At 36.4% G+C, this 19,084-nt stretch carries 18 protein-coding genes; 7 read left to right on the top strand and 11 right to left on the bottom strand.

Annotated features, from left to right (window positions below; all coding sequences use genetic code 11):
- Positions 1-27 precede the first annotated feature (27 nt).
- Positions 28-1,695 carry a GLPGLI family protein gene (locus CLU97_RS22235; protein WP_121490044.1) on the bottom strand — a complete coding sequence of 556 codons (1,668 nt, stop codon included), beginning with the start codon at positions 1,693-1,695 and terminating at the stop codon, positions 28-30.
- Positions 1,696-1,881: 186 nt separating this feature from the next.
- Positions 1,882-3,087 carry an RsmB/NOP family class I SAM-dependent RNA methyltransferase gene (locus CLU97_RS22230; protein WP_121490043.1) on the bottom strand — a complete coding sequence of 402 codons (1,206 nt, stop codon included), beginning with the start codon at positions 3,085-3,087 and terminating at the stop codon, positions 1,882-1,884.
- Positions 3,088-3,547: 460 nt separating this feature from the next.
- Here CLU97_RS22230 and CLU97_RS22225 point away from each other — a divergent pair, with 460 nt between their 5' ends.
- Positions 3,548-3,892: a zinc ribbon domain-containing protein YjdM gene (locus CLU97_RS22225; protein ID WP_121490042.1), complete on the top strand. Its 345-nt coding sequence runs from the start codon at positions 3,548-3,550 to the stop codon at positions 3,890-3,892.
- 296 nt (positions 3,893-4,188) lie between these two features.
- Here CLU97_RS22225 and CLU97_RS22220 read toward each other — a convergent pair whose 3' ends face one another.
- The gene (locus CLU97_RS22220; RefSeq protein WP_121490041.1) at positions 4,189-5,124 is read right to left on the bottom strand and encodes a sulfate/molybdate ABC transporter ATP-binding protein; all 936 of its coding nucleotides are present in this window, start codon (positions 5,122-5,124) and stop codon (positions 4,189-4,191) included.
- A 75-nt stretch (positions 5,125-5,199) separates the two neighbouring features.
- Between CLU97_RS22220 and CLU97_RS22215 the strand changes: the two genes are divergently transcribed.
- Complete coding sequence (locus CLU97_RS22215; RefSeq protein ID WP_121490040.1) at positions 5,200-5,859, top strand: YceI family protein; 660 nt, start codon at positions 5,200-5,202, stop codon at positions 5,857-5,859.
- 126 nt (positions 5,860-5,985) lie between these two features.
- Positions 5,986-6,996 carry a phenylalanine--tRNA ligase subunit alpha gene (locus CLU97_RS22210; protein ID WP_105702599.1) on the top strand — a complete coding sequence of 337 codons (1,011 nt, stop codon included), beginning with the start codon at positions 5,986-5,988 and terminating at the stop codon, positions 6,994-6,996.
- 272 nt (positions 6,997-7,268) lie between these two features.
- Here the strand turns inward: CLU97_RS22210 and CLU97_RS22205 are convergent, their stop codons facing one another.
- Positions 7,269-8,039, bottom strand: coding sequence for a DUF3108 domain-containing protein (locus tag CLU97_RS22205; protein WP_121490039.1), 771 nt, complete (start codon positions 8,037-8,039; stop codon positions 7,269-7,271).
- 153 nt (positions 8,040-8,192) lie between these two features.
- On the opposite strand from CLU97_RS22205, the gene CLU97_RS22200 reads away from it, so the two are divergent.
- The gene (locus CLU97_RS22200) at positions 8,193-9,248 is read left to right on the top strand and encodes an NAD(P)/FAD-dependent oxidoreductase (protein WP_121490038.1); all 1,056 of its coding nucleotides are present in this window, start codon (positions 8,193-8,195) and stop codon (positions 9,246-9,248) included.
- Between the two features lie 12 nt (positions 9,249-9,260).
- A complete protein-coding gene (locus CLU97_RS22195) occupies positions 9,261-9,590 on the top strand; it encodes a 2Fe-2S iron-sulfur cluster-binding protein (protein ID WP_121490037.1) in 330 nt (109 codons plus the stop codon).
- Between the two features lie 78 nt (positions 9,591-9,668).
- Here CLU97_RS22195 and CLU97_RS22190 read toward each other — a convergent pair whose 3' ends face one another.
- The 4 genes from CLU97_RS22190 to CLU97_RS22175 form a co-directional block, all read right to left on the bottom strand.
- The gene (locus tag CLU97_RS22190; RefSeq protein ID WP_121490116.1) at positions 9,669-10,250 is read right to left on the bottom strand and encodes a TIGR00730 family Rossman fold protein; all 582 of its coding nucleotides are present in this window, start codon (positions 10,248-10,250) and stop codon (positions 9,669-9,671) included.
- A 209-nt stretch (positions 10,251-10,459) separates the two neighbouring features.
- Entirely contained in the window at positions 10,460-11,902 is a 1,443-nt protein-coding gene (locus tag CLU97_RS22185; RefSeq protein ID WP_121490036.1) for an aminoacyl-histidine dipeptidase, read from the bottom strand.
- 81 nt (positions 11,903-11,983) lie between these two features.
- Positions 11,984-12,475, bottom strand: a complete 492-nt coding sequence (locus tag CLU97_RS22180; protein WP_121490035.1) for a hypothetical protein — start codon at positions 12,473-12,475, stop codon at positions 11,984-11,986.
- Positions 12,476-12,498: 23 nt separating this feature from the next.
- Positions 12,499-13,104 (bottom strand): hypothetical protein, encoded by a 606-nt coding sequence (locus CLU97_RS22175; protein ID WP_121490034.1) that lies wholly within the window; start codon positions 13,102-13,104, stop codon positions 12,499-12,501.
- Positions 13,105-13,333: 229 nt separating this feature from the next.
- Here CLU97_RS22175 and recR point away from each other — a divergent pair, with 229 nt between their 5' ends.
- Together recR and CLU97_RS22165 are read left to right on the top strand one after the other, a co-directional pair.
- Positions 13,334-13,945 carry a recombination mediator RecR gene (recR, locus tag CLU97_RS22170; protein ID WP_121490033.1) on the top strand — a complete coding sequence of 204 codons (612 nt, stop codon included), beginning with the start codon at positions 13,334-13,336 and terminating at the stop codon, positions 13,943-13,945.
- Positions 13,941-14,780 (top strand): glycosyltransferase family 2 protein, encoded by an 840-nt coding sequence (locus tag CLU97_RS22165; protein WP_121490115.1) that lies wholly within the window; start codon positions 13,941-13,943, stop codon positions 14,778-14,780. Before recR ends, CLU97_RS22165 begins: the two co-directional genes overlap by 5 nt.
- A gap of 52 nt (positions 14,781-14,832) precedes the next feature.
- On the opposite strand, the gene secG is transcribed toward CLU97_RS22165, so the two are convergent.
- From secG to CLU97_RS22150, 3 genes are all read right to left on the bottom strand, one after another.
- The gene (secG, locus tag CLU97_RS22160) at positions 14,833-15,186 is read right to left on the bottom strand and encodes a preprotein translocase subunit SecG (protein WP_121490032.1); all 354 of its coding nucleotides are present in this window, start codon (positions 15,184-15,186) and stop codon (positions 14,833-14,835) included.
- 133 nt (positions 15,187-15,319) lie between these two features.
- Positions 15,320-17,365, bottom strand: coding sequence for a M16 family metallopeptidase (locus tag CLU97_RS22155; protein ID WP_121490031.1), 2,046 nt, complete (start codon positions 17,363-17,365; stop codon positions 15,320-15,322).
- A gap of 53 nt (positions 17,366-17,418) precedes the next feature.
- The gene (locus CLU97_RS22150; RefSeq protein ID WP_121490030.1) at positions 17,419-18,732 is read right to left on the bottom strand and encodes a M16 family metallopeptidase; all 1,314 of its coding nucleotides are present in this window, start codon (positions 18,730-18,732) and stop codon (positions 17,419-17,421) included.
- Positions 18,733-19,084 lie beyond the last annotated feature (352 nt).

Raw genomic sequence — 19,084 nt, 5'->3', positions numbered from 1 at the left:
CAATTCTCATGCAAGAAGGTTTTGTTTTTATTGAACTCCCAGTAACGTTCCCGAGACATTCCATGAACTGAAGCTTGTGCCTTCGGTAGGCCCCTGTGGAATTTTTACCTGAATCGTATGTTTTCCTGCTTTCAAATCTCCCAAAGGAATAAAGTTCGGATTGGTAACCGTTCCCGGGCACCAGTTGGATCTGCTGAGGTCTGATGAGGAAAGTCCGTCCTGGAAGTTTCCTGAAGCCGGATTATATAAACGGTACGAGCCACAGTCTGTTCTCCATGGTACAAATGAAAACACAGGATTTCCGTCAACCGAAATAGAATTGGCCTTCGGAACAAATTCGTCTCCGTTTTCCCAGCCGCCATGTCCTGTTGTGGTGTATCTTAGCTGTGCATTTTTCACGTCTTTGTTTAAAGTGAAACTAACAAGAAGTCCTTTGTCCTGATTGAACATGGTAGAGTAGTCCTGTCCTGCCATTTCCATAATATTTAAGGTGTTAAATAAAGGAATAGCGATATTGTTTTTATAAATATTTTGATCGCTTTTATGTATGGTAATATCAAGGCTCACTTTATGTCCTCCTTTATCGTAGTTGCCAATAAATGTTCCTATCCAAAGCTCTTTTCCTGATAGAGCAGGTTTCAGTTCTGTGATATCCTGTCTGTAGGGGCTTATAGTCTGCCAGTTTTTTCCTTTAAGCTGAATATGATTGAACTTCTGAATGCCAAAAGCGGTAAAGAATCTCATCATTTCCATAGCGGGATTGTAAGTGTCGGTAACCGTTACTCCGTAATATTGTTTTCCGTTTCCATTTTCGTAGGCAGGAAGAGTTTTTGCTCCTTTTTCCAATCCGTCAAAAAAAGACTTTTCTTTATCCTGTGGAATGAAAAACACGGTTCCGGTTCTGTCATAGGCATCTCCATTGGACTGTTGTTTCAGTTCAACGAAAATATTTTCTCCTTCTGTGATGGCAGGGAATTTTACTTTTTTTAGGATGATGGTTCCGTTAGCGTATCTTTTAATCTGATCGTCAGATTTTGAAGCATCAGAGAAATTGATGGTTTCATTGTCAAAAACAGTCAAAGTGGTAAATCTGCTTTTCCAAAGTAGATCTTTATATCCCAGCTGATCTGTTGTCTGTATATTTCCTTTTAGAATATTTTCAATTCCGGTATTTTTAATTTTTTTGATTGAACCTGCTGTAATTAAGGAGTTTTTATTTCTTTCCACTTCCAGAACCAATCCTAAATTCTGTCCTAAAACAGAAGGCCCGCCTTTAAGCTTCAGATCATTCGTATACCAAACCTCAATTGTATTTGAATTGACTTTTGTAACTGCTTTTTTACAGTTATATCCTAAGATTTTTTTGGTTTCATTAGTGAGTTCAAAATCCTGTTTTCCCACAGACTCTGCATCTGATGCGGAAATAATGGATCCCGGTTTTAAAAAAGCATAAGAAACAACGGTGTTAGAAGGTTTTTCTACTTTGGTGATCTCATAAGGGTAGCTGCTTTTTTGTTCTTTGATCGTGTTGTTGAGAATGAAATTTTCTTTTTCATTAACCCAAATGATAGTAGAGGGTTGATCGGTTACCGGTTTTCCATTATAAGAACTTGTGTACTGAATTTCATACGTCTGTGCAGAAAACAGACAGTATAAGAAAACAGCCAGAAAATTGAAAACAATTCTTGTATGCATAAATAATGAGTTTGCTGCAAAGTTATTCTAAACTTTCCACAGCATCAAACCGGTTTAATCTATATAGTTAGTAGACAATAAAGTTGAAGTGTTACAAAAATTGTTACATTTTTTTCCATGAAGATTTTAAAAACAAAAAAACTACTCTAAAAGTAGAGTAGTTTTTATATTGTAACAGGGGTTAGATTAAGAAATTCTCTCAATTAAAGCCATGTAGAATCCGTCATAGCCTTGACTAGGCATTACCTTTTCATCTTTAATCATCTTGAAACCAGGATTGTTTTTGATGAATTCATCTACCTGAAGATTATTTTCTGATGGAAGGATAGAACAGGTAGCATATACCATTTTTCCTCCTTTTTTAAGCATTTTAGAATAGTCCTGAAGGATTTGCTGCTGTTCTTTTTTAATTCTGTCAATAAAATCCTGATCAATTTTCCACTTACTGTCCGGGTTTCTTTTTAAAACTCCAAGACCTGAACATGGAGCATCAATCAGAAGTCTGTCTGCCTTTTCGTGAAGACGTTTGATTACTTTGTTGTCAGAAATCATACGGGTTTCAATATTGTGGGCTCCAGCTCTTTTGGCACGGCGTTTCAATTCGGCAAGTTTCCATTCGAAGATGTCTAATGCTACAATTTGCCCTTTGTTTTTCATTAATGCTGCCAAGTGAAGAGTTTTCCCTCCTGCACCTGCACAAGCATCTACCACTCTTTGTCCTTCCTGCACATCAAGGAAATATCCGATTTTCTGAGAAGAAGCATCCTGAACTTCAAATAATCCTTCTTTGAAAGCGGTAGTAAGGAATACATTTTTCTTTTCTTCCAGCTGAACAGCATCAGGATAGTTTTTAATAGGGTAGGAAACAACTCCTTCATCAGCAAGGTCAGAGATCAGCTCTTTGGGCGTTGTTCTTAAAGAGTTTGCTCTTAAAACTGTAGGAGCCTGCTCATTCAAAGCAGCCATTTCCCTTTCCCAGTTGGCACCTATTTCCTTTTCAAGCGTTTCAGCCAGCCATTCAGGAATAGAGTATTCTATTGCTTTTGTAGGAACTGTATTCTTTTTAAGTTTGGTAAGAATATCGGCAATTTTGATTCCGTCAAATTCTTCAAACTTTTTATAATTGGTTTTGCTCCAAAGTAAATACGCAATGATCAATTTATAGATATTGTTGGGTTTTACACCTTCACCCATATAGTATTCGAGGCGTTTTTTCCAACGGATAATATTGTAAAAAATTTCAGAAACAACGGCTCTGTCCTGGCTTCCCCATTTTCTGTTTGCTTTTAAAAGTCTTTCAATAACTTTATCTGCATATTTGTTTTTCTCAAAAAATGTCTCCTGTAGGGCATCGTGAATTCCGATTGCCAAGTTTCTGTGAATAAGTTCCATAAGTTTGCTTCGCTGTTTGAATCTGCAAAAATACGACTTTTAATTGAGAGTTGAAGATTGAGTTGATGAGTTTGAGAATTGGAGGAGTTTATAGTGAGAGAGAGTAATGTAATCTAATATTATTGATGTAAAGTCAATCTGTTTATTGATTTTTTAAATGATAGAAATAAATTTTAATTCTGAATTTGTAAAGATTTTCCGAATATTTATATTTTTTATTTGTTGACGATGGCCTTTCACTTAGAATGAATAAACCTATGTTTTTTGCCTGATGAAAAATATTTGCTAGCAAAATGTACACTGTTCATTACTATACTTTATTTTCTTTGCAGCAAGTTTATTTAATTTATATTAATTCACGGTATTGTGTAAAGTTAACGTGCGCTTATTATCTACTATACTGAACTTTATCTCTTGACTTCAACCTCCAAAAAGCTCTACCTTTGTAAAAAATAAAAATATGAGTGATACAGTACTTTGTCCAAAATGCAGCTCTGAGTTTACCTACCCAAGCGATAATATGATGGTATGTTCCCAGTGCTTCTATGAATGGGATCCGGTAGAAGCAGCTTCTGAAACCGCAAATGAAGGGAAAATATTGGATTCAAACGGAAATGAACTTCAGGATGGAGATTCTGTAGTAGTAGTAAAAGATCTTCCTGTAAAAGGAGCTCCAAAACCGGTAAAAGCGGGAACTAAAGTAAAAAATATCCGTCTGAGACCGGGAAGTGATCATAATATTGACTGCAAAATTGATGGTTTCGGGGCGATGGCTCTTAAATCAGAATTTGTAAAGAAAGCGTAAGAAAACTCCGTTTTTTATGTCCTAAAAATAAGAAAAGGAAAAAATTGGACAGTGTAATCTTTCATAAGACTTAATTGCAAGATTGCTAATGTCCGTCTGGAAGGCAGAAAGAGAAATAACCAAAAATTTCCTTAAGCTTTGGAGATACAAATGTAAGAAAAAGTTTGAATAACGGATTCTTATATTTGTATTTTTTTTATGGATAAGTGTAAGTGAATGTATAAGTTATGCGTGAAATAGCGAAAGGGTAAAATGATGAATTTGCTGTGCAATTTTACTCTTTTGCAATAGAGCCTTTAAACAAAAGAAATATACGTTGTTCCTGATATTTTCTCATCCGTATAAACCACAAGTTCTTTCTCTTTTGCTCTTAGTTTATTCCAGTAATAGTTGCCTGCAAATCTACTTTCCAGAACTTCCGCTTTAAGACCAGTTTCGGTGATTTTGATTTCTTTAGGATAATAGGATAATTTGGAAATCTGGAAATCTTCAGCTTCAGCTTCACTGAAAATGTTCACTTCTCCGAATAATTTGGCTACATAAGAATTGTAAGGATTTCTATACGTTTCTTCAGGACTTTCATTTTGAATCAGTCTTCCATTCTGTAAAATGACAATCTGATCCAGCCATGGCATAATATCCTGAAGCTCATGAGTGGAAATAATCAAAGAAACTCCATGCTGTTTTACATATCTGAAAAGTCTCTCTCTAAGCTCAATTTTTCTCGGAAAATCCAGATTACTGAATGGTTCGTCTAAAATAAGAAGCTTTGGAAGTACAGATAATGCTCTCGCAATAGCCACTCTCTGCTGCTGTCCGCCACTTAAATATTTGGGAAGTACGTTAGCGAATTCCTGAAGACCTACTACTTCAAGAAGTTCGGCAACGGTTTCTTTTTTTTGCTTTAAATTGATATTTGAAATAAACTTTCCTACGTTTTCGGCAACTGTGGCGTAAGGCATAAGGTCAAAATTCTGTGCTACGAATTTCATTTCCGGTTCTCCGGGAACAAGATTTCCTTTCGGTCCCAAAAGCTTTGTTCCGTTAAAAATAATGTCTCCGTTTTCCCAATCCAGAAGACCATAAATAAGGTTAAGAAGAGTAGATTTTCCACATCCGCTTTCTCCGGCAAGAGCTATAATTCTGTTTTCTTCAAACCTTAGGTTAAGGTTCTGAAACAGGGGATTTTCTTTGTTGTGAGCGAAAAATAAATTGTTTATTTCTAATAGCATATTACAAATGTAAGGTTTTTATGAAAACACAATTTTTTTTATTATATTAGCGGAACTAATAAAAATAAATCAAAAATGAGAAAAAAACTGTTTTCGTTAGCTATTCCTGCATTATTTTTTGCTGCTGTGATGGTTTCTTGTAAAAAAGACAAACCGCTTACCAGTGAGAGTAATGAGGTGACGACTACTAAAGAAGGTAGTCAGTTCACTTTGGATACGCTAAACAGTAAGGTTGAATGGAAGGGATATAAAGTTTTTAAATCTGAGAATACAAGTCATTTTGGAACAATCAGGTTTGAAAGCGGAGATGTGACGGTGAAAGACGGAAAACTGGAAAGCGGAAAATTCGTTGCTGATATGAACTCTTTAACTTCTGTGGATTTGAAAGACAGCCCGGAAGATTTAGGAAAATTAAATGGCCACCTGAAGAGCGGTGATTTCTTTGAAGTTGAAAAATTCCCGACAGCTTCTTATGAGATTACAAAGGTTACTCCGGCTACAGAAGGTGATTACAATACTCTTTTGGATGGTAATTTAACCATTAAAGGAATTACAAAACCCGTTCAGTTTAAAGCTAATGTTTCTGTGAAAGAAGGAGAGGTGAGTGTAGCTACTGAGCCGAAAGATATTAAAAGAGAAGAGTTTGGAGTAAAGTTCCAGGCTCCTGCTGAAAACGGCGTGATTAAAGACGAGGTGACTCTTCAGATCAGCGTTAAAGCTTTAGAAAAGAAATAATTTTTTTATTTAAGTGAAATAAGTGATTGAAGTCTGCCTCCCGAAAAAGAGGCAGATTTTTTTTTGACAGACTTATTATTCAACTTAAAATCGTATTTTTGCAAAACATTTTGAAAGGGTAAAATAATGATAGAAAAGATAGAAGAACTACTGGTAGAAGTAAACGGCTTCAATGCTACCTCTAAGGAAGATATCGAAAGCTTCCGAATCAAGTACAACGGTAAAAAAGGGGTTCTGAATGATTTTTTTGAAAAATTTAAAGAAGTTCCTAATGACCAGAAGAAAGAATTCGGACAAAAGATCAACACATTAAAACAGGCAGTTGCTGTAAAACTGGAGGATTTGAAAAATGCTTCAGAATCTTCTGTTGTGGTTGAAAAAGAAGATCTTACAAGACCCGCTTTTCCATTGGAATTGGGATCAAGACATCCGATCAATCTTGTAAAAAACAGAATCATTGAAATCTTCAAATCGATTGGATTTGCTGTGGCAGACGGCCCAGAGATTGAAGACGACTGGCATAACTTTACGGCGCTTAACCTTCCGGAATACCATCCGGCAAGAGATATGCAGGACACCTTCTTTATTGAGCAGAATCCTGATATTCTTTTAAGAACGCACACTTCTTCTGTACAAACCCGTTATATGGAAGAAAACCAGCCGCCAATCAGAATTTTATCTCCGGGAAGAGTTTTCAGAAATGAAGCAATTTCTTCACGTTCTCACTGTATCTTCCATCAGATTGAAGGATTATATATTGATGAGAATGTAAGCTTTGCAGATTTGAAGCAGACAATTCAGTTTTTTACCACTGAACTTTTCGGAAAATCTAAAATCAGAATGAGACCTTCTTTCTTCCCGTTCACAGAGCCAAGTGCTGAAATTGATGTGTATTGGGGATTAAACTCTGAAACAGATTATAGAATTACGAAAGGAACAGGATGGCTGGAAATCATGGGTTGCGGAATGGTAGACCCTGCCGTACTGAAAAATGTGAATATTGATTCTGAAAAATATTCAGGATATGCATTCGGAATGGGAATTGAAAGAATCACGATGCTTCTTTACCAGATGAGTGACATCAGAATGTTCTTCGAAAACGATATCAGAACACTGGAACAGTTCAAAACACTATAAAAAATCAAACCTCCGGAGCTCCGGAGGTTTTTTGTTTTTAATTACTGACCTAAGAAACAAAACGTAATTAAAAACTGATCTTATTGAAAAATTTACACGTGTCTGTTTCTTATGCCCATACTTGGATCAAACGCTGTTGAATTGAAGTATTGGCATGCTGCAGCTCTTTGTCTGCCTCTATTATAAAGACAATCAATGTTAACATTCTATTACATTTAAACATAAAAAAAGCCTGTAAAATTTACAGGCTTTATCTTTAAAAACTTATGTTGTTATTTACTGAACTTTAAAGGATATTTTACATTCTTGTAATCATCAATGCTGGCTTTCAGTGAGCCTACTGCAAGCTCTGCTTTCAATAGCATTGGAACATGGTTGGCATCGTTGGAAACCCACATGGTAACGCCTTCTTTTTCTTTAAATACTCTTCCGCTTTTTACAGAAGGAATAATTTTTAAACAGTTAATAGTACCGAATTTTGTCTTTAAATTTTCTGTTCCGGTTACTTTTAACTGGAAAGGAAACATTTCATCATCAATCCATACATTCATATTAATAACTGTTCCTACTTTCAGTTCATCTGGGCTTTTACTTCTTAAATAATAAAAACAGGAAAGCATATCCTGAACTCCTTTTACCGATTTTAAAACCTTAGAACCATTGGCCGGAGTTTTTTTATCTGTTAAAATTAAAGTATTATTATCATGATTAAAAACCGTTTCAAAATGCTGGCGGTAACTTCCCTCACGCACATTTCTTACATAGAAACTTGGTAATCCCGTCTGTGTATTGATAAAACTTTCATATAAATCTTCCACTTTGAAGAATGCTTTTACGGCACCAGTAGTCTGTCCTGTACCTTTTACATAAAGATGAGGAATCCCTTTGTAATTGGTTTGCTTTGTAGTAAGATTGGCTGTTCCTGCATTCAGGAAGCCGTAATGAATTCTGAGAGTGATGGATTCGCCGTCCGCGATGTTATCAATCTGGGCTGAGCCTAAAAAGAATATAAATACTGCAAAAAGGACTAAAATTTTCTTCATAACAAGACATTTACAAAAACACTGCCAAATTTAAAATATTCATTAAGAGATATTTGACAAATCTCAGGTTTTTATTTAGAATCAATTAAATATGCTTCGCATTAAAATTAGTAAATTTGCAGTTACATGTATAATTAAATTATCTTAAATATTATGATAACCACTGATATATTGATCATAGGTGCGGGACCTACAGGACTTTTTGCAGTTTTTGAAGCTGGTTTATTAAAAATGAAGTGCCATATTATTGATGCGCTTCCACAGCCGGGAGGGCAGTTGGCAGAACTTTATCCTAAGAAACCTATTTTCGATATCCCAGGTTATCCTTCAGTGAATGCCGGAGAATTGGTGGATAATTTGATGGAGCAGATCAAGCAGTTTCAACCTGGATTTACTTTGGGAGAAACCGCTGTTTCTTATACAAAAATAGATGATGAATGGTTTGAAGTGATCACGAACAAAGGAACGGTTCACAGATGTAAAGCAATTGCTATTGCAGGTGGATTAGGGACATTTGAACCGAGAAAACCAACTTTCGACAATCTTGCTGATTATGAAGAAAAAGGTCTTGAATATTTCGTTAAAGAACCTGAACATTTCAGAAACAAAAAAGTAGTGATTGCCGGAGGGGGTGATTCTGCGCTGGACTGGAGTGTTTTCCTTTCTAATGTTGCAAGTGAAGTGACTTTGATTCACAGAAGAAATGAGTTCAGAGGAGCTTTGGATTCTGTAGAGAAAGTTCAGGATCTGAAAAACCAGGGGAAGATTAAATTAATTACACCTGCAGAAGTTACCGGTATTAAAGGAGACGGAAAAGTTGAAGCGATTACAGTAGAAGTGGAAGGGCAGGAAGCTTACGATATTGAAACAGATTACTTTATTCCATTATTCGGATTGACTCCAAAATTGGGTGAGATCGGAAACTGGGGACTGAATATCGAGAAAAATGCTATTGTTGTAAACAACGCACTTGATTATCAGACCAACATTGATGGTATTTATGCGATCGGGGATATCAATACATATCCCGGAAAGCTGAAGCTGATCCTTTGTGGTTTCCACGAAGCTACTTTAATGTGTCAGAGTGTTTATAACAGATTAAACCCGGGTAAAAAATTCGTATTAAAATATACAACCGTAAGTGGTGTAGACGGATTTGACGGAAGCCGTAAAGAAGCAGAGAAAGCAGTTGTGAAAAAAATTGACTAATTTTGCAGAATTATGTCAGACGTTAATATTAAAATCACCGACAGAGAAGGGGTAATCCACGATGTCGTAGCTCCTACGGATATGTCCATGAACTTAATGGAGATTATCCGTTCCTATGAATTGGCAGAAGAAGGTACTATTGGTGTATGCGGAGGAATGGCGATGTGTGCTTCATGCCAGGTATATGTAATTAATGATCCCGGTTTGGAACCGATGGGAGATGAAGAAGATGCCATGCTGGCTGAGGCTTTCCATGTGAAAGACAACAGCAGATTGGGATGCCAGTTACATATTGCCGATGTCATGGAAGGGCTCGAAGTGGAAATTGCTCCTTATCCTTAGAAAATATTTTTTAATCTTAATAAGAAACCCGTCCGGATTTTCCGGACGGGTTTTTTCTTTTTATAAAAGCCTTATAGTTTAAATTTCCTCTTTAGAAATCCACTTTCCGACCGCAGGAGCCTGATAATTTCTCATTTTTTCCATAAGATCATCAATGGTATTGCTGATCAAAAGCATATCCCTGTTTATCTGCTTTAAAAATCCTTTATCCACCATGGTTTGAACCAGTTTGATCAGATCATCATAAAACCCGTCAATATTCAGAATTCCGACCGGTTTTTTGTGAAGTCCAAGCTGTGCCCATGTGATCATCTCAAAGAATTCTTCCAATGTTCCATAGCCTCCGGGAAGAACGATGACCCCATCACAAAATTCATTCATTTTGGTTTTTCTTTCATGCATGGTTTCCACAATGATAAGGTCTGTCAGGTTTTTATGGGCAATTTCTTTGGTTTGTAAAAAGTGGGGAAGGACTCCAATGACTTTACCACCTTCTGTTAATGCACCATCTGCTATAGTTCCCATCAGGCCGACATCGGCACCCCCATAAATGAGTTGTATATTTTGTTTTGCTAAGGTCTGTCCAAGCAAAAATGCCTGCTCTTCATAAATTTTATCTGTGCCGAAACTTGAGCCGCAGAATACGGTTATGCTTTTCATTGTATAAGGTTTTTTATGGTTTGGATGCTTTGACAGGCTCAGCATGACATCTCTAATACTAATGTTTTTTTTAGAAATAAATTTTTAGCTGTGTCATGCTGAGCCTGTCGAAGCATTTTTTATTTCAATTGAATAAATATATTTAGATTAAAACTAAAAATATCCAAAATCATAAGACTTTGGATATTCAATATAGTAATTTTAATGTTCTATTTCTGAGGAATATTCGCTAAAATATCTTTCAGGAAGCTCCAGAATTTTTGTGCTGAAGGGATGTTGGCTCTCTCATCAGGTGAATGTGCACCCCTGATGGTTGGTCCAAAGCTTACCATTTCCATTTCTGGATAGTTGGCACCGATGATTCCACATTCAAGACCTGCATGACAAGCTACCACATGAGGTTTTTCATTGAACTTGTCTGTATAAAGTTTCTCCATCAATTGTACAATCTCTGAACCTGGTTTGGGTTTCCATCCTGGGTATGAACCGCTGAATTCAACATTCATTCCAGCCAGTTCTGCTACAGATTTTAATTGCTCTGCCACTGAATATTTAGAAGAATCTACGGAAGATCTTGTAAGATTTAAAATCTTAAGTTCTCCACCCTTCAATTCTACTCTTGCTACGTTGTTGGAGGCTTCTACAAGATCAGCCACATCAGGACTCATTCTGTATACGCCGTTATGAAGCGCTTTTAAAGTAAGGATCACTTTTTTGGAATCACCTTCTGAAATTGCCTTGTCAGAAGACGTAGAGTTCTCAATATTGATCTGAAGTCCCGGCTCTACCGTTGCAAATTCTTCTAAGATATCTTTTTTAAGAACAGTAGCATTTTCTATAAATTCCTGAGCATTTCTCACAGAAATAAGAGCTGCCCCTTCTCTTGGAATAGCATTTCTTAAACCTCCGCTGTCGATAGAAAGGATCTCAATATTTTGGTTTTCCAGTCCGCTGTACAAAAGTCTTCCCAAAATTACATTGGAGTTTCCGAACCCTTTATGGATATCCATTCCGGAATGACCTCCCTGAAGTCCTTTTACTTCAAGTCTTACGATTTGTCCTTTTGAAGCCTCTGTAGCATATGTCTGAGTGATGGTTACATCTACACCTCCTGCACAGCCGATATCGATTTCGTCATCTTCTTCTGTATCAAGATTCAATAGGATTTGTCCTGTAAGCTGTCCTGGTTTTAATCCTAAAGCACCTGTCATTCCTGTCTCTTCATCAATAGTGAAAAGAGCTTCCAATGAAGGGTGTGGAATATCTGAGCTTTCAAGGATGGACATAATAGTTGCCACTCCTAAGCCGTTGTCAGCCCCTAAAGTAGTTCCTTTTGCCTTTACCCAGTCACCATCAATTTCCATTTTAATTCCTTCAGTTTCAAAATCGAAATTTACATCATTATTTTTCTGGCAAACCATATCAAGGTGCGATTGAAGCACAATCGATTTACGGTTTTCCATTCCTGCAGTGGCAGGTTTTTTAATAATAACGTTTCCTACTTCATCTACCGTAGTTTCCAGTCCTAAATTTTCACCAAATCCTTTGATAAATGCGATCACTTTTTCCTCCTTTTTTGAAGGTCTTGGAACAGCATTTAATTTGGAGAAATTTTTCCATATAATCTGCGGTTCTATATTAGATAATTCCATTGAATTTTATTTTTCTCAAATTTACGAAATAAAAAATGCTTCCGTAAGATACAGAAGCATTTTTGTATGATTTAGCTTTTATTAGCACCCGCATTCTCCATAGATGGGAGTGGTGAATGTAGTGCCGTCCGGTTTCTCAATGGTCAGAGTTCCTTCAAACAGTAAAGCTTCTTCGCCTTTTATTTTTTTACCCTTTACAGAAATTTTATAATCATCATTTTCTATTTCCTTGGTAAGCAGTTCATCTACCTCCATATCGCTTGATGAAATGAGATTAAGAGCCAGCCTTTTACCGTCCAGCATCATATAAGCTGTTTTTCCGGCATCATCTGCATAAATGTATCTTTCCTTTTCAAAATCAGCTTTGCTTACAGCAAAATAGCATGAACATTCTTTGATTTCTTTTGGGAAAGGAATAGTTCCTACCAGAATATTCCCTGAAGAAGAACCTGCTGAAGCAGAATCTTTAGCAATAGTTAAAGAATCGGCCGTTTTGGATCCCGAAACCGTTTCTTTTTCCTTTTTGCAGGCTACCAGTAAAAATGCAGAAAATACAATGATTAAATATTTCATGTGGTTGTGGTTTTATTATTTATTTATCCTCTTGCTCTCTCAAGAAGGGTCATCATTAATAAAGAAAGGATTACCAGGCTTTCTTCCTCGTCATCAATATCGATCAGTCTGTCCAGCTGGAATCTTCTTCCGAAGAATGAAGGCATTTTTTTTAGCTTAAAATAAGCTTTTCCGTCAATCCCTGTTACAGTATAAGACGGATTAAGGAAATACCCTGTGAACATTCCGATGATAGGAAGTTCTCCTACAAAGCTGTCCCAGAATCTTACCCATGCGCTGTCTTCCTGAATTTTAAACTTAGGCTGGTCATGTGCATCCAGAATATCATAACTCGCTTTCCAGAGAGATCTCATTCCTTTTCTGGCTAATCTCCCAAAATTTTTATTGTCAATAAGATCATTTAAAGAATACGAAGCATTGAAATCAATCCATTGATTAGCTCTGATTCTGAAAAGTTCCTTAGACTTACTCTCATCATTAAAAACAATAACATCTTCTTTCAACTTGAACATTTTCTGACGAACGTAAGCTACATAATTTCCATTTCTGTCCGTAATGTTGAAATCACTTGCTAAAGTAGTGATTTTGAATTTGAAATCCAGAGGATAATTGAGATTGTTAAGTACCATGTTAGTTAATTTTTTTCATATTTAATTAGAGCCGCAAATATAGAGGTTTTTTTAGAGTTCTCGGATAGAGGAGAAATGTAAATATCATAATGGGACATTAGTCTCATGGTCAATAGTCAATTTTTGCTGCACAAAGTCAATAATCACTTTATACAAATTCACAAACGAAGTGAATTGACCATTCACGATTCACTATCAATTATCAACTTTAATCCTTATTTTTGTACCTATGGATTACCCAAGTAAAGTGTTGGCAAAGGCAGTAGATGAGATTTCAGGACTGCCTGGGATTGGAAGAAAAACGGCCTTAAGGTTAGCATTACATTTGTTGAAGCAGCCCAATTCCAGAGCTGTAAGTCTTGGAAACTCGTTGATTAATCTTGTCAACGAAATAAAATATTGTAAAGAATGTCATAATTTTTCAGATTTTGACATCTGTGAAATATGCAGCAATGAAAAGAGAAATGGCGAACTGATCTGTATTGTGGAAGATGTAAGAGATGTTATTGCTATTGAAAATACCGGAAAATATACCGGGAAATATTTAATTCTTGGTGGTAAAATCTCTCCCATGGAAGGAGTAGGGCCAGGTCAGTTAAATATTCCAAGCATTGAAAAAAAGCTGAATAATGGAAAGGTAAAGGAATTTATTTTTGCATTGAGTGCCACTATGGAAGGAGATACCACAGCTTATTATATTTACAAGAAATTCAAAAATTTCAACGTGAATTTTTCAAGCATTGCAAGAGGAATTTCAGTAGGGGACGAATTGGAATATGCCGATGAAATTTCTTTGGGAAGATCTATTATCAACAGGCTGCCATACAACGAAAAGGATTAATATGAAGCTGTCCGTAATTATCGTTAATTATAATGTTACCCAATTGCTCAGAAGCTGTGTCCTGTCACTTCAAAAATATGTGCAGGAGATAGAATATGAAGTGATTGTGATTGATAATGCTTCTACAGATACTTCCTGGGGCGATCTTATTCCTGAGTTTCCCAATGTACATTTTATATCTTCTGAAACCAATGGCGGGTTTTCAAAAGCCAATAATCAGGCTGTACAAACTGCGAAAGGAGAATATATATTGCTTTTGAATCCTGATACGGAATTGGAGGGCTTTTATATGAAAGAACTGCTGGATTTTGCAGATGCTCAGCCTTCATTCGGATGTCTTGGGGTGAGAATGCATGATGCAGAAGGAAATTTTCTTCCTGAAAGCAAACGTTTGGTTCCGGATATGTTTAATTCTTTTGAAAAGCTCTTTACCAATTTTAAAAAGAACAATTCGAAATCTTATTACAGAAATGATATAGAAGAAAATGCTGTGGAAGAAGTGGATGTGATTACGGGTGCATTTTTATTGGCTAAAAAAGAGATTTACAAAAAAATAGGGGGGCTGGATGAAGCGTACTTCATGTATGGAGAAGATATTGATCTCTGCTATACATTTTTAAGAAACGGATATAAGAATTTCTATTATGGTAAGGTCTCAATTCTTCATCACAAAGGAGAAAGTACCATAAAGGATGAAGTATATCTCAATAGATTTTATGGAGCAATGCAGACCTTTATTGATAAATATTATAAAGAATCGAAGCCTGTACAGTATTCGTTTTTAAAGGCAGGACTGAAGCTCCGCCATCAGATTGAAAAGATCAAGTTAAAATAAAAAAGCAACTCAATTTGAGTTGCTTTTGTTTTATATAAGATGATTATTCTTATTATTTAGCCGGTGCTAAAGGAGCTTTAGCCGGGGTTGTTGTAGAAGAAGCAGGAGCTGACTGTTTTGCAGGAGCTTCTTTCTTCGCTGGCTGTTGTTGTGTAGGAAGAGCCTGAGAGGGCTTACCTGTAATAACAACGCTTAAAAGGATAAGAACGATGATAGTTCCGCCTAGAGTCCATGTTGCTTTTTCCATGAAATCATTGGTTCTCTGTACTCCGAACTGTGCAGATGATGCACCTCCGAATGTACTGGAAAGGCCTCCTCCTTTAGGATTTTGCGCCATAACGATAATTACCAATAAAACACTGGCAACCATAACAAGAACCATCAATAGTGTAAATATAGTATCCATTAATTCTGATATCTTTTTGAATGGGCAAATTTAATGTTTTTTTACTGAATGACAAAAAAAGATGTCGCCAAATGTTGATAAAAATAAAAACGGCAACAATTGTTGCCGTTTTTTCTATAAAAATAGGATGTTCTTATTTAAAATCAGCATCAGTAGCCTTATTGATCTCATAAGACTTTACCGTCATCGTCATATCCATCCCCATTTGGCTTACAGAGATGGTGTAAGGCATTTTTACTCCGTTTACATCTTTGTAATTAGAGAACGTGGTTGGAATTGTCATTTCCTGACCTTTAGCTTTTACTTTTTTGGTTTCTCCGGTTTTTAATCCAGTGGCAACACTGTAGTAATACGTAGTATCTCCACCTTTAATGGCATAAGAATCTTCGCCGCTAATTTTCTCAATTCCGCTTAGTTTATAATCAGCAGATTTTGCAAAACCTAATTCTTCGAAAATTTCAGGATTCTTTTGTTTCTCAGCAATTTCTTCCGGTGTGATATCAACTTTTTGTCCCATTTGCATAGAATAGCCGGTTTTTCCATCGAATACCTGTTTTTGAACTACCTGTCCCATTGCTGTTACCGTAGTAAGCTCTTTTCCTCCCTGTGCTTTAACAATTTTAAAATCGATGTTTTGTCCTTGCATAGACATGGAAGCATTCGTAGTGTAAGAAGTAATTTTAGCCAGGTTAGCTTTTCCTCCGATAGCATTGATGTATTTGTCAACTACAGAAGCAACCGTTACATTAGCATCTACTTTTTGAACAGTAGGTTTCGCAACAGAGTTCGCTTCTTTATCGTAATATTTTACAGGGTAACCTAATTTTTCCAATCCTTCAGAAATATCAGAAGCTTTACCAGCGATGAAAATTCTGCTTTGGTTGGGTAAGATTGTAGCTTTTACAGCGTTGGCAACATCTGCAGCAGTTACTTTATCAATAGATTTTAAGTAATTGGTATAGAAATCAGCTGGTAAATCCTGTACTTTTTGGTTTAAAGCAAATCTTGCGATGGTTGCTGGCTGCTCCAAAGACATGATGAAAGATCCTTTCAGTTTAGCTTTTGCATTCGCTAACTCTTCTGGCTTTACTGTGGAAATAGCGTTAAGTTCATTCATGAATTCTTTAACCGCTTTGTCGGTAACTTCATTTCTTACACTTGCGCTAGCAGAGAACTCCGGAGAATATTTGCTGGCAACCATACTTGAATAAGCACCATACGTAAATCCGTTTTTCTCACGAAGGTTCATGAAAAGTCTAGCTTCACCACCACCTCCAAGGATGTAGTTGGCAATTGTAGCAGGGAAATAGTTAGGATCTTTCATTTTCAGGGTCGTCAGGTTGTTTAAGGAAACAACAGACTGTACTGCTGAAGGAACATCCACTACATTGATCTCTGTTTTAGCAACATTGGAAGCAGGTCCCAGCGGTGCAATAGGAGTATTTGCTTTTTTCCAGCCGTTGAAGGCCTTCTCAATCAAAGGCTTTACCTGGTCAAATTTTACATCTCCAACAATGACTAAGTAAGCATTATCCGGAGCGTAGTATTTTTTGTAAATATTCTGAACATCAGCAAGCTGAATTTTGTTGATAGACTCAACGGTTTCAAATTCTCCTCTTGAAGTATTTTTTCCATACATCAAAGCGTTAGAAACTTTTTCTGCAATAGAAGACGCATTTTTTTCCTCAGACTTTAATCCTTCAATTGCTCTTTCTTTAGAGTTTTGAATTTCTTCGGCAGAGAATTTAGGATTAATGATTGCATCAGCCATCAGGTTTAATACCTCAGGGAAATATTTGGAAAGAGAATTGGCAGAAGCACCTCCTGAAGAGAAATTAAGATTCGCTCCCAGATAGTCTACTTTTTTATTGAAATCATCTTTGCTGATGTTGGTAGTTCCGTTTTCGAACTGTTCAGCCATAATTCCGCTTACTCCGGTTACAGCTCCTTCGTTGTAAGGAGGTCTGTCCATAGAAAGACTTGCGCTTACTCTTGGTAGTTTGTTGTTTTCAACCACCATTACTGTAAGGCCGTTGCTCAGCTGGAAAGTTTTTGGTTTGGCAATGTTAATCGCAGGAGTAGGCCCCGGTTTTGGCATTGCATTAAGATCTATTTTTTGTGCTGAAACTATTCCTGTAAAGAAAAACGCTGCAGCTATATATGTTAATTGCTTTTTCATTTGTAAAAATTTAATTTTTAATAATCATATTTTAACCTAAAAAGTTGAAATGATTACTTTTTCTCAGGTACGTAATTAATGATTATTCTTTGGTTGGAATTAAGATACTTTTTAGCCGCATTTTGAAGATCCTGTCTGGTAATAGATCTGTAAATATCGATTTCTTTGTTGATCAAATTCGTGTCACCCATCAATACGTGGTTGGTAGCCAATGAAGCGGCAATTCCCTGAATGCTTGAATTAGCATTTACAAACTGGTTTTCGTATTGGTTTTGAAGTTTTTGATAATCTTCTTCAGAGATTAAAGTAGTCTGAATTTTTTTGATTTCAGCATCAATGTCAGTCTGTAAAGCCTGTTTTGTAGTTTGTCCCATTGGAATCGCGAAGAATGCGAAAATACTGTAATCTTCAAGTCCCTGGTTGAAAGCAGCTACCTGAAGTGCTTTTTTATCCTGGTCAACTAATTTTTTATATAAAACTGAAGATTTACCGTTACTCAAATACGAAGAAAGCATATCCAGAACATAAGCATCTTTTTCTTTGTTAGCCGGAGTTCTGTATGCGAAAATATATGCAGGAAGCTGAATGTTCGGATCCGTAGCCGTAACTTCTTTTTCCTGTGTGATAGGAGCATCTTTAGGGAAATCTTTTGGATAAAGCGTTCCTTTTGGAATTACTCCATAATACGTTTCAATCCATTTCTTAGTCTGCTCAGGTTTGATGTCTCCAGCAACCACTAAAGTAGCGTTATTCGGAACGTAATACTTTTTGTAGAATGCCTGGAATTCTTCCAGCTTAGCAGAGTTCAAATCCTCCATAGAACCAATTGTTGGCCAGTTGTATGGGTGATTGGTAAATAAATTTTTCTGAATAGTAGAAAAAAGATTTCCATAAGGCTGGTTATCCATTCTCAATCTTTTCTCTTCTTTTACAACCTCTCTCTGGGTATCCACACCAATTTGGTTAATCACAGCGTGGCGCATTCTTTCAGCCTCCATCCAAAGTCCAAGCTGTTCGTTGTTGGAAGGGAACGTTTCATAATAATAAGTTCTGTCGTTGGTAGTGTTGGCGTTGTTCTGCCCTCCGTTTGAAGAAACGATCTTGAACCAGTCTCCTCTCTTGATGTTAGGAGTTCCTTCAAATAAAAGGTGTTCAAAGAAGTGTGCAAAACCAGTTCTGCCTTTTACTTCATCTTTTGCACCTACGTGGTACATTACACCTGTTGTGACAACCGGAGCGGAATTATCCTGATGAAGAATTACGTGAAGACCGTTGGGAAGGTCATATTCTTCGAATTTGATTTGCTGTGCATTCAGCATGAGCCCGAAGAAAGCTACGGCAGCAGCAGAAAGAAGTCGCTTTTTCATAAAATTTAGAAATTGTTTACCAATTAGTAGAAAAAGTGAATTAAATGTTACAAAATTTATTAGAAATATAGATGTACAGGAGAAAATTATTAGAGTTTCAAAAATGAATAATATATTCGCCTCACTTGTCACTTGGATATGTGATTTGGTTGTGGGATTTGAGATTACAAATAATCATTGTAGAGAAATTTTCTAACCGATGGTTAATGATTCACAATTCACTTGCGAAGCAAAACTGACTATTGACAAATAATCCCCACAATTCAGTTCTGAGTACTCAAAATTTCTAACTTCTATTAGGAAAGTTTGAATTCTGCTCCGAATACCTTAATTTTGTGTTCCCAAAATTTTT

The organism is Chryseobacterium sp. 7, assembly GCF_003663845.1.
Classification (GTDB): Bacteria; Bacteroidota; Bacteroidia; order Flavobacteriales; family Weeksellaceae; genus Chryseobacterium.
This window is presented reverse-complemented; position numbering and strand designations above follow the sequence as displayed.